At 70.1% G+C, this 11,290-nt stretch carries 8 protein-coding genes; 4 read left to right on the plus strand and 4 right to left on the minus strand.

The window, feature by feature from the left end:
* Window positions 1-171 precede the first annotated feature (171 nt).
* A complete protein-coding gene (gene glgP, locus ACZ4FV_RS35320; RefSeq protein WP_395873445.1) occupies window positions 172-2,784 on the plus strand; it encodes an alpha-glucan family phosphorylase in 2,613 nt (870 codons plus the stop codon).
* 84 nt (window positions 2,785-2,868) lie between these two features.
* Here glgP and ACZ4FV_RS35325 read toward each other — a convergent pair whose 3' ends face one another.
* Window positions 2,869-5,181, minus strand: a complete 2,313-nt coding sequence (locus ACZ4FV_RS35325) for an MMPL family transporter (RefSeq protein ID WP_395873444.1) — start codon at window positions 5,179-5,181, stop codon at window positions 2,869-2,871.
* A 262-nt stretch (window positions 5,182-5,443) separates the two neighbouring features.
* Here ACZ4FV_RS35325 and ACZ4FV_RS35330 point away from each other — a divergent pair, with 262 nt between their 5' ends.
* Together ACZ4FV_RS35330 and ACZ4FV_RS35335 are read left to right on the plus strand one after the other, a co-directional pair.
* Window positions 5,444-6,733, plus strand: a complete 1,290-nt coding sequence (locus ACZ4FV_RS35330) for a sensor histidine kinase (RefSeq protein ID WP_465324420.1) — start codon at window positions 5,444-5,446, stop codon at window positions 6,731-6,733.
* Window positions 6,690-7,370 (plus strand): response regulator, encoded by a 681-nt coding sequence (locus tag ACZ4FV_RS35335; RefSeq protein ID WP_402230666.1) that lies wholly within the window; start codon window positions 6,690-6,692, stop codon window positions 7,368-7,370. The genes ACZ4FV_RS35330 and ACZ4FV_RS35335 overlap by 44 nt, the downstream gene beginning before the upstream one ends.
* Before the next feature lie 79 nt (window positions 7,371-7,449).
* Here ACZ4FV_RS35335 and ACZ4FV_RS35340 read toward each other — a convergent pair whose 3' ends face one another.
* From ACZ4FV_RS35340 to ACZ4FV_RS35350, 3 genes are all read right to left on the minus strand, one after another.
* The gene (locus tag ACZ4FV_RS35340) at window positions 7,450-8,223 is read right to left on the minus strand and encodes an enoyl-CoA hydratase/isomerase family protein (RefSeq protein WP_402230667.1); all 774 of its coding nucleotides are present in this window, start codon (window positions 8,221-8,223) and stop codon (window positions 7,450-7,452) included.
* A gap of 153 nt (window positions 8,224-8,376) precedes the next feature.
* Window positions 8,377-9,594: a L,D-transpeptidase gene (locus ACZ4FV_RS35345; RefSeq protein WP_395873440.1), complete on the minus strand. Its 1,218-nt coding sequence runs from the start codon at window positions 9,592-9,594 to the stop codon at window positions 8,377-8,379.
* 253 nt (window positions 9,595-9,847) lie between these two features.
* A complete protein-coding gene (locus ACZ4FV_RS35350; protein WP_395873439.1) occupies window positions 9,848-10,300 on the minus strand; it encodes an NAD(P)H-binding protein in 453 nt (150 codons plus the stop codon).
* 446 nt (window positions 10,301-10,746) lie between these two features.
* On the opposite strand from ACZ4FV_RS35350, the gene ACZ4FV_RS35355 reads away from it, so the two are divergent.
* The gene (locus ACZ4FV_RS35355) at window positions 10,747-11,094 is read left to right on the plus strand and encodes a hypothetical protein (RefSeq protein ID WP_395873438.1); all 348 of its coding nucleotides are present in this window, start codon (window positions 10,747-10,749) and stop codon (window positions 11,092-11,094) included.
* Window positions 11,095-11,290 lie beyond the last annotated feature (196 nt).

Below are 11,290 nucleotides of genomic sequence, written 5' to 3' on the forward strand. Positions count from 1 at the left end.
GCGATACGGCGGGACGGAAGGACCCGGCTGTTCAACGATCGTCAAGTCGCTCGGGGCACGGTCCATATGGTGTAAAAACGCCCCCAGATCCATCCGCAAGATCTTGCCGGCTTTGCAAGCGCACTGCATCCACTGTCGCAAGTTCTGCCGCCTTCCGGCTAGGGTCGCAGCGTGAGAGCAATCCGCAGATTCACCGTGCGTACGGTTCTGCCCGCTCCGCTGGAGCCACTGGGTGAACTGGCGATGAACCTCCGCTGGTCCTGGCACGCGGAGACCCGCGACCTGTTCGAGTCGATCGATCCGGACACCTGGGCCTCGGTCGGCCGAGACCCCGTCCGCCTGCTCGGCACCGTGCCGAACGACAAACTCGGCGCCCTCGCCGACGACCGCCGCTTCCTCGCCCGACTGCGGGTGGCGGCCGAAGACCTGCACGAATACCTGACCGGACCTCGTTGGTACCAAACCCTGTCGGAGGCTGCTCCCGGCCCCGACGCGCCACCGGCGGCGATCGCGTACTTCTCGCCGGAGTACGGCATCACCGCGGCACTTCCGCAGTACAGCGGCGGTTTGGGCATCCTCGCGGGCGACCATCTGAAGGCCGCGAGCGACCTGGGTGTCCCGATCGTCGGAGTCGGCCTGATGTACCGCCACGGGTACTTCCGGCAGTCGTTGTCCCGGGACGGGTGGCAACAGGAGCGCTACCCCCTCCTGGACCCCAACGAGTTGCCACTGACGCTCCTTCGGGGTGCCGACGGTGCACCCACACGAGTGGTCATCGGACTCCCGACGGGTGAGTTGCACGCGCGGATCTGGAAGGCCCAGGTCGGTCGGGTGCCACTGCTGCTGTTGGACTCGGACATCGAGGAGAACGAGCCCGCCGAACGCGAGGTGACCGACCGGCTGTACGGCGGCACGAGCGAACACCGCTTGCATCAGGAGATGCTGCTCGGCATCGGCGGGGTACGGGCTTTGCGGGCATTTTGCGAGATCACCGGTCATCCGGCGCCCGAGGTCTTCCACACCAACGAGGGCCACGCCGGCTTCCTGGGCATCGAGCGCATCCGCGAGTTCACCCAGACCGAGGGGCTGGACTTCGACGCGGCCCTCGAAGCCGCCCGCGCGGGCACGGTGTTCACCACGCACACCCCCGTGCCGGCCGGGATCGACCGGTTCGGGCGCGATCAGATCCAGCGGCATTTCGGCGGCGACCTCGCTTGTCCGGGGGTTCCGGTGGACCGGGTCCTCGCGCTCGGCGCGGAGACCTACCCGGACGGCGATCCGGGCGTGTTCAACATGGCCGTGATGGGCCTGCGGCTCGCCCAACGGGCCAATGGCGTGAGCAAGCTGCACGGACGGGTCAGCCGGGGCATGTTCGACGGCCTGTGGCCAGGCTTCGACACCACCGAGGTACCGATTACCTCGATCACGAACGGCGTACACGCGCCCACGTGGGTGGACGCCGATGTGCTGGACCTGGCCGGCCGCGAGGCGGGCGTCGAACTCACCGAGGACCCCTCGGCGTGGGCGGCCATCGATCGGCTCTCGGCCGGCTCCTTGTGGGAGCTGCGCCGGGGGCTGCGCGCGAAGCTGGTCGCCGAGGCGCGGCTGCGGCTGCGCGCGTCCTGGAAGCAACGCGGCGCGGGCGACGCGGAATTGGGCTGGATCGAGGGCGTGCTCGATCCGGACGTGTTGACCATCGGGTTCGCCCGCCGGGTGCCCTCCTACAAGCGGCTCACCCTGATGCTGCGGGATCCGGCCAGGTTGCGCGGGATGTTGCTGCACCCGGAACGGCCGGTGCAGATCGTCATCGCGGGCAAGTCGCACCCGGCCGACGAGGGCGGCAAACGACTGATCCAGGAACTGGTGAGGTTCGCCGACCGCGAGGACGTGCGACACCGGATCGTCTTCCTGCCGGACTACGACATCGCGATGGCCCAGCACCTGTACCCCGGGTGCGACGTGTGGCTGAACAACCCGCTGCGCCCGCTGGAGGCGTGTGGCACCTCGGGGATGAAGGCCGCGCTGAACGGCTGCCTGAACCTGTCCATCCTGGACGGGTGGTGGGACGAGTGGTACGACGGTTCGAACGGTTGGGCGATTCCGACCGCCGACGGGATCACCGACGTGGACCGCCGGGACGACCTCGAGGCCGGGGCCCTGTACGACCTGATCGAGAACTCGGTCGCGGCCAGGTTCTACGACCGGGGGCCCGAGGGCCTGCCCACCCGGTGGCTGGAAATGGTCCGGCACACGCTGGCCACGCTCGGCCCGAAGGTGCTCGCGGACCGGATGGTCAAGGACTACGTCGACGTGCTGTACGCGCCGGCGGCGTTGTCCGGTCGGGCGATCACCGGCGCGGCCGCGCGCGAGTTGGCGGAGTGGAAGGCGCACGTGCGGAGGTCCTGGGCGGGCGTCCGGGTCGATCACGTGGAGTCGGGCGGGATAGGGGACGCCCCCGAGGTCGGCAACACGCTGAACCTGCGGGTCTTCGTCTCCCTGGGCGAACTCGCGCCCGCCGACGTCGAGGTCCAGGTCGTGCACGGCCGGGTCGACGACGCGGACCGGATCGTGGAGAGCACGGTGGCGCCGCTCAAGGCGGGGCACCGGGACGAGCACGGTCGCCGGTTCTACGAGGGCTCGTTGGCCCTGGATCGGACCGGTCCGTTCGGCTACACCGTCCGGGTGATGCCGACCCATCCGCTGCTCGCGGGTCCGGCCGAACTGGGCCTGATCGCGGCGCCGCCGGAGAGTGAGGGCTTCGCGGAGGGCATCGCGCTGCGCTGACCGCACTCGCTCGACCGTTCGGGCCCCGCCGTCCTTGTCGACGGCGGGGCCCGAACGTGCTTTCTCCGCGGCGGTATCGCTCGGTCAGCCGTGCGGCTGGTCCGGGCGGTACGGCGGGTAGGGCTGCTGGTGTTGTCCCTGGTACGGGTGTCCCTGGTAGGGCTGTCCCTGGTGGGGCTGAGCCTGGTACGGCTGCCCGCCCTGGTACGGCGCGGGCCCGTAGCCGCCGGCCATCTGCGGCTCGGTCACGAGCGTGCGGTCCGAGTCCGGGTGGCCGTACGCGTCCTGCGCGCCGGTGCCGCCGCCATGCCCTTTGGCCTTGCCGCTCCGGCGCGGCCACCACAGGCCCCGACCCAGGATCGCGGCGATCGCGGGCACCAGCACGATCGAGAGCAGCATCGAGGAGAGCAGGATGCCCACCGCGGTGGCGAAGCCGATCTCCGCGGTCGCGGGGCTGGCCGCCAGGCTGGCGAAGGATCCGGCCAGTACGAGACCGGCCGTGGCGATCGCGGGCGCGGTGTGCTCGACCGCCATGGCCACCGCCTTGCGGGCCGGGACCGGCTTGTCCATCTCCTCCCGCAGCCGGTCGCTCATCAGGATGTTGTAGTCGGTGCCCAGCGCGACCACGAACAGGAACAGCACCAGCGGCAGCGTGAAGGACACGCCGGGTCGGTCGAGCATGTGCTGGAAGACCAGCGTTCCGGCGCCGAGCGTGGCCACGAAGCCGAGGCCGACCGCGAGCATCAGCACGAGCGGCGCGAGCAGCGAGCGCAGCAGCAGGAACAGGATCAGCGCGATCAGGATCGCGGCGACCGGGAAGACCAGCTTGAGGTCCTTGTCCACCGCGTCCGAGACGTCGGCGAAGATGGCCGCCGTTCCGGTGATGTGCGCCTCGGCGCCGTCCGGAGTGTGCTTCGAGATGGTGCCCCGGACCGGGCCGGTGATCAACTCCCGCGCCTTCTGGGTGTCGGCCTTCGCGGCCAGGAACACATCGATCCGAGCGGCCGAACCGTCCGGGTTGAGCACCGGCTTGGCGACCTGGCCCACGCCCTCGACCTTGCCCAGCGCACCGGTCAGCCCGGTGAGCGAACGTTCGTCGAGCTTGCCGCCGGCCTTGGTCTGCACGTAGACCGTGTGCGGGTCCGACACGCCCGCCGGAAGCGAGCGGGAGATCTCGTCGGCGGTCCTGGTCGCGTTGGTGGTGGGCTGACCCTCCTGGTCGTAGCTCATCTTGACGCCCACCGCACCGGCGCCGAGCACGCCGAGCAGGACCAGGCTGCCGGCCAGGTAGCGCACCGGACGCGCGCTGACCTTCTCGCCCAGACGGGCGGCGAAGCCCGCCGGACGCTCCTTCTTCCACGCCCGGGCCGGCCAGAACATCCCGCGACCGCACACCGCGAGCAGCGCGGGCATCAGGGTCAGGCTGCCCAGCAGGCACACCAGGACCGAGACCGCGATGGCCGGGCCGAGCACCTTGAACTGACCGAAGCTCGCGATGCCCAGGGTCGCGAACGCGGCCACGATGGTCAGTGCCGCGCAGGTGATCGCGTTGCCCACCTTGCCGGCGGTGATCGCGGCGGCCTCGCGCTTGTCCTGATCGGGGTTGGCGCGCAGTTGCTCGCGGAAGCGGAACATCAGGAAGAGGAAGTAGTCGATGCCGATGCCCAGGAGCACGACGGTGATCAGGGACGGCACGGACGGGTCGAGCTTGATGTCCAGGAGCTTCGCGCTGCCGGCCACCGCGCCGGTCGCCACACCGCCGATGAACGTCACCGCGAGCAGCGGCAATATCGCGGCCAGGACACTGCGGAAGACCAATACGTTGAGCAGGACGATAAGGCCCATCGTCAAAATTCCGACGAGCGCCTGGGTGTCCTCTTCCTCGTCCAGGTTGTCGACCGTGTTCGCGATACCACCGGTGAATCCGACCCGGAATCCGGCGGCCTCGTAATCGGTCTTCGCCAGATCACGGGCGTCCCGGTAGACGTCCTGGAGACCGACGTCGTTCATATTGCCGTCCAGCGACAACGAGACCAGTTGGAACGTCCCGTCCGGGGCGACCACACCCACGGCGTAGCTCGGCGTCTGCGAGAAGTCCTTGGCGAACTGCTCGGGCTTCGCCTCGATCGGCTTCTTGGCCAGCGCGGCCGTGGTGTCGGCGATCTTCTTCTGGTCCTGCGGGCCGATCTTGGCACCGTCGGCACGGGCGACCAGCACGGTCACCGCGTTCGGGTCGGGCTTCTCGTCGAATTTCTTCTCGGCGATCTGAATGGCCGCCGCGGAGTCGTATTTCTTCGGCAGGAAGTCACCGGTCGAGGAATCGGTGACGCTGTTCATCAACGGTGTTCCGACGGCGGTCAGGGCGAGACCGAAAACCGCCCAGACGATGATGGTCATCCATCGATGACGTGTGGCGAACGCGGTTGTTCTACGGATCATTTTCCTTCTCCGCCGTCGGATCGAAACGCGGGAGCTCGATGCGGGAACTCCGGATTGGCTCAATGTCATCACGCGTACTCCCCTTCGGACATCGACCGGCGGAAGGGGAATGGACCGGGACCTCGGTCCGGGAGTCACGCACAACCAGGACTCGGGTCCGGGGGTGCGGATCGTCTGCGATGAGGTTCAGGAACAGGGTCGAAGAGGATGGAATGGGTGCATGAACCTCGTCGTCGCGCCGGGCGCTTCGGCGCCGGCGAGCAAGCCGGACCCGGAGGCGCCCGATCCCGGGCCGCCGAAGGGCCTGCTGCGGCTGGTCCGGCGCCGGGTCCGGGCCTTCCCGTGGACCCGGAACGACCTGCTGATCGCGCTCGCGTGTGTGGCGGCCGACGTCGCCGCGTACCTCACGACCGGCCACCGCGCCGGCCCGCACATGTCGGTGCTCGCGGTGCTGCTGCTCGCGGCCGGCGGTGTGCTGATGATCGTGCGACGTCGGCATCCGGTGCCGGTACTGGCCGCGGTGATCGCGGTGCAACCGGTGCCGGTGTGGGCCGCCGATCCGGCGACGCACAACTTCGGCCTGGCCCCCGCGGTCGGGCTGTACACGGTGGCCCGGTTCTGTTCGTACCGAGTCGCCGGTATCGCCGGCGCCGCGGTGCTCGCGACTCAGGTGACGCGCGACGTCCTGATCGGCTGGTCGGTGCCGTTCGCGATGCTCCCCAACCTGATGACGATCTGCCTGCTGATCGCAGTCGGCGTCGGGGTGCGCAGCCGGCAGGACCAGGTGGCGCTGAACCGACGGCTGTTGGCGGATCGCGCGGTGGCCGACGAGCGCCGGCGGATCGCGCGCGAGCTGCACGACATCGTCGCGCACCACATCACCACGATGTACCTGATGTCCGGCGGCGCGCGCTCCACCCTCGATCGCGACCCGGAGACCGCCAAGGCCGCGCTGGTGACACTGGAGTCGTCCGGCCGTACCGCGATGCGCGAGATGCGCCAACTGCTCGGTGTGCTGCGCGGCGCCGACGTCGTCGAGGAGGCGCCCTCGGCGCCGCAGCCGGGGATCGCGGAGATCGACCGGCTGATCACCGACTCGTGCGCGGCGGGTTTGCCCACCGAGTACGAGGTGCTCGGCGAGCCGCGGTCGCTGCCGCCGGCCACCGGGCTCACGCTGTACCGGGTCGTGCAGGAGGCGCTCACGAACGCGCGCAAACACGCGGGGAACGCGCGCGCCTTCGTCCGGTTGGAGTACCGATCGGATCGGGTCCTGGTGGAGATCTGCGACGACGGCGACGGCGGTGGGTCGGCGATGGTGGGCGGTGGGTACGGTCTCCTGGGTATGCGCGAGCGCGTCGCGGTGCACGGCGGGACGCTGGTGGCGGGCAGGCGCCCGGAAGGCGGCTACCGTGTGACGGCGCTGGTGCCGCTGCCGCCGGCGGAGCCTGGAGAGGACTGGAACCGAGATGAGCCTGGACGCACCCCCGATCACCGTGCTGCTGGCGGATGATCAGCCGCTCGTGCGTCGGGGTCTGGCCCTGATTCTGCGCTCGGACCCCGGCATCGAGGTGATCGGCGAGGTCGGCGACGGCGCGCAGGCCGTCGAGGCCGCACATCGGCTGCACCCGGACGTGATCCTGATGGACATCCGGATGCCCGTGCTCGACGGCGTCAAGGCCACCGCGCGGCTGTCCGAGGAACTGCCCGAGTGCCGGGTGCTCGCGCTGAGCACGTTCGACATGGACGAATACGTGGTCGGCGCGTTGCGCGCGGGCGCGATCGGCTTCCTGCCCAAGGACGTGTCGCCCGAGGATCTGATCGCGGCGGTCTACACCGTGCACCTGGGCGAGGCCGCGGTCGCGCCACGACTGCTCACCCGGCTGATCGAGTCCTTCGTCAAGGCCCCGTCGGCCCCGCAGCCCTCGTCGACCGCCCTGCGCGACCTGACCCCGCGCGAGGTGGAGGTGCTGCGGCTGATCGCGGCCGGCCTGGACAACGCCGAGATCGCCGCGTCGATGAGCATCGGCGTCCAGACGGTCAAGAACCACGCCACGGGCCTGTTCGCCAAACTCGGCGTCCGCGACCGTGCCCAGGCCGTCGTCTTCGCCTACGAATCCGGCGTGGTCCAGGCGGGCCGGACGCCGTAGCGCCGAGCCCGGGGGCCGGTGGCGCCGGGGGGCGGCGGCACCGGCTCCGCGGGTGCGGTCGGTTCGAGTCGCGCGGTGGTCAGCGGCCGGTGAACTCGGGCTTTTCCTTGGCGATGAAGGCGCGCATGCCGGTGTCGCGGTCCTCGGTGGCGAACAGCGCGGTGAACTGCAGTCGTTCCAGTTCCAGGCCGGTGTCCAGGTCGACGTCGAGGCCGCGGTCGATCGCCTCCTTCGCCGCGCGCAGCGCGTAGGCCGGGCCGTTGGCGAATCGGGCCGCCCACTTCACCGCCTCGGCGTACACGTCCTCGGCCGGGACCACCCGGTCCACCAGGCCGATCGCGAGCGCCTCGTCGGCGGCGACGAAGCGGCCGGTGAAGATCAGGTCCTTGGCCTTGGCGGGGCCGATCAGCCGGGGCAGCCGCTGGGTGCCGCCCGCGCCCGGGATGATGCCGAGGGTGATCTCCGGCTGGCCCAGCTTCGCGGTGTCGGCGCATACCCGGACGTCCGCGCACAGCGCGAGTTCGCAACCGCCGCCGAGCGCGAAGCCGGTGATCGCGGCGACCACCGGCTTGGGGATCTCGGCGACCGCGGTGAACGAGGATTGAAGCGCGGCGCCCCGGTCGGCCATGTCGACGTAGGACATGTCGGCCATCTCCTTGATGTCCGCGCCCGCCGCGAACACCTTCTCACCGCCGTACAGCACGACCGCGCGCACGTCGGCCCGCTCGCCCGCCTCCTGCGCCGCCGCCCGCAACTCCTCCTGGAGTTGCCGGTTCAGCGCGTTCATCGGCGGCCGGCTCAGCCGGATCGTGCCGACGCCGTCGGCCACTTCCAGGTTCACGAATTCGCCCATGACGCTCTCCTTCGGTCAGCCCTGATGGGTTCGACCCGACCTTAGGCGCCGGCACCGGGCGAGGCCGCGAGCGGGGCCGCCACCGCGTGGGTCGCGGCCCCGGGTCGGGCGCGTCGAGTCGGCGCTCGGGCGTCGTGGTCGTCGGAGCGGTCGTCAGTGCGTCGGCGTCGTGGTCGTCGGTGCGCCGCTGCCCGGAGTCGCGCCCGCGACCCACTTGTCCCACGGCACGTTCCAGTCGCCGAAGCCGTTGTCCGGGTCCACCACGCGCTCGTCGGAGCCGGAGATGTCCACCACGTCGCCCGGGATCACCCGGTCGTACAGCCACTTGGCGTTCTCCTTCGTCATCGAGACGCAGCCGTGGCTGGTGTTCTCGCTGCCGAAGACGCTCGGGTCGGCCCAGTAGTTGCCGTGCACGAAGGTGCCCGACGTGGTGATCCGCATCGCGAACGGCACGTCGTCGATGTCGTACTCGCTGCCCAGACCCACGGTCTGCGAGTTCATCCGGGTCTTCTCGAATTTCTCGGTGATCGCCATCTTCCCGTTCCACGTGCTGTACTTCGGCGACTTGCCGGCCGTGATCGGGATGGTCTTGATCAACTGATCGTTCTCGTACACCTTCATCGTGTGGGCCTTCACGTCCACCATCGCGATCCGCTTGGTGGCGGCCACCTTGAAGCTGTAGCTCTTGAACTGGTTGGCGATCGCGCCGTTTCCGACGTCGACCCCGCGCAGGTTCAGGTTGACCTTCACGTTCGTGCCGGGCGCCCAGTAGTCCCTGGGCCGATAGTCCACCCGGGTGTCGTCGAACCAGTGCCAGGCGCCCTCGACCTTGGGCTCGACGTCGACGGACAGCGCCTTCTCCACGGCGGCCCTGTTCCGGACCGGGTAGTCGAAGGTCAGCGACACCGGGAAGCCGACGCCGACGGTGGCGCCGTCCTCGGGGCTGAACCTCGCGGTGACCTTCTTGTCGGCGGACACCGTGCTGAACGTCGCGCGCGCGGTGGTGGGTGTGTTGTCGGCGTTGGTGGCGGTCGCGTCGACCGTGTACTTGCCGCCGAGGGTGAAGGCGACCTTGGGCTTCCAGGTCTTGCCGTCCGGGTCGAGCGTGCCGTCGACCGGCTCGTTCCGCGCGTTGACGACCTTGACCTGGCCGAGCCTGCCCCCGTTGACCGCGATCGTGATCGGGGCCTGCGGGTCGATCGCGGTCGCGCCGTCGGCCGGGGTCAGCGTGATCGCCGCCGGATCGGCGCCCTTCTTCTGGTCGCCCTTGGCGGTCGCGGTGTTCCCGCCGTCGGTCTTCCTGCCGCCGTCACCGCCGTCGTCGGAGCAGCCCGACACGAGCAGGAGCACGCCGAGTATCAGTGCGGGCACCACGCGCCATCGGGCCCCGGACCGCCTCGACGAGAGCGGCTTCGATCCTGCTGACATGTACGGGTAGTCCCTTCATCCGGGGCCGAGCCGCGGCCCGGCCGGAGCCGAGAGCCACATCCCACAACCCATTCGACGAATCGAACATCCACCGCGGTTCCGAATTCCCGGTCATGAACGGGCAAATGCGGTGATCAAGGCCATCCTCCCGGACGATCGGCGTCGCTCTCGCGTCGCCCGCCCGCGCCGACGTCCCTCACCGGGCCCGACGATCGGCCTCGACCAACTCGCGGACCAGCGCCGGATCCGGGTATCCGGGCCCCTCGGCGTCGCCGGCGGGCAACCGACGGATGATCAATTCGTACCCCCGTACGAGGGAACGGGTCGGAGGTTGGGGCAGGACCGTGACGATCCGCTGGAGATCCGTACCCTCGGCGGCCTCCAGCAACCACTCCCACGTGTCACCCGGCGAGCCGGCTCCGTCCGCGCCGCGATCCAGGTGCAGCACGGTGTGCGCGCCCTCCAGCACGGCGCCCAGTCGCAGCGGGTCGGACAGGTCGCCGACCGAGACGCGCAGGCCGGCCGCGCGCAGCGCGCCGACCGCGCCCGGATCCCGGACGGTGACCCGCACCTCGGCCCCCGAGGCGGCGAGTTCGAACGCGACGGCGCGACCGAGGGGCTGGTCGGCTCCGGTGACGACGACAGGCATGCCGGCAACCTAACTCAAACCCGGTATTCGTGAAGCTCGCGTGAAGACGGGAGTGCGCGCCCCCCGATGGGGGCCCACGCGACGACTTGAGGCGCTCTTCCGCGCTCGGCCGGTAGGGAACTGCGCTGCGGTCACTCACCGTTCATCGACAAAGCCATGAAATTCGGCCAGAATGGCCGAAATTCTACGCCGAATCGGTGGAAATCCTGGTGAGATCGCAACCCTCTGTACCGGCGCTCGTTGGGGTTTCGGGGCTCCCATGTCACTCTCCCGAGCGAAGCCGGGCCGGATGACTGGATTTGTTGTCACTGTTTGCGACAGCTTGGTCACACGAAGTCGTCTCCGGGGTCGGATCGTTCGCCCTCCGCGACGGCCCGTGCACCACCTGATGCCGTACCTGATGACGCCCGGGCCCCGCCCGGATCCGCGATACACGGAGGATCCCCATGAACCGCAAGCTCGGCACCCTCGCCGTAGCTCCCCTCGCCGCCGGCCTGCTCTTCCTGGGCGCGGGTGCCGCCGCCGCGGACGGCGGCAACGGCACCGTCGGCGACAACGGCTCGAACGCGTCGACCACGACCTCCACCACCACCAACAGTGGCAGCGGGAACGTGCTCGGCGGTGTCGACGGCAACTACAACGCCACGCAGCAGAGCGCGACCGGCGCGGGTGCCTCGAACCAGAACAACACCGCGGGCGTGAACGGCAACTCGGGCGTCGTGGTGATCGACCAGGACAACGCCAACATCGCCGAGACCTCGACCGCGATCCACCACTGGCACCCCTGGTTCTGAGCAGACCCGATCGGCCGCCCCGACCCGGCCGATCGTTGCCCGGGGGGGGGGGGGGGGGGGGGGGGGGGGGGGGGGGGGGGGGGGGGGAGGGGGGGGGGGGGGGGGGGGGGGGGGGGGGGGGGGGGGGGGGGGAGGGGGGGGGGGGGGGGGGGGGGGGGGGGGGGGAGTATGCGCAATGGGAGGTAAAGGTTGCAGC

This window comes from Embleya sp. NPDC025285, assembly GCF_055558835.1.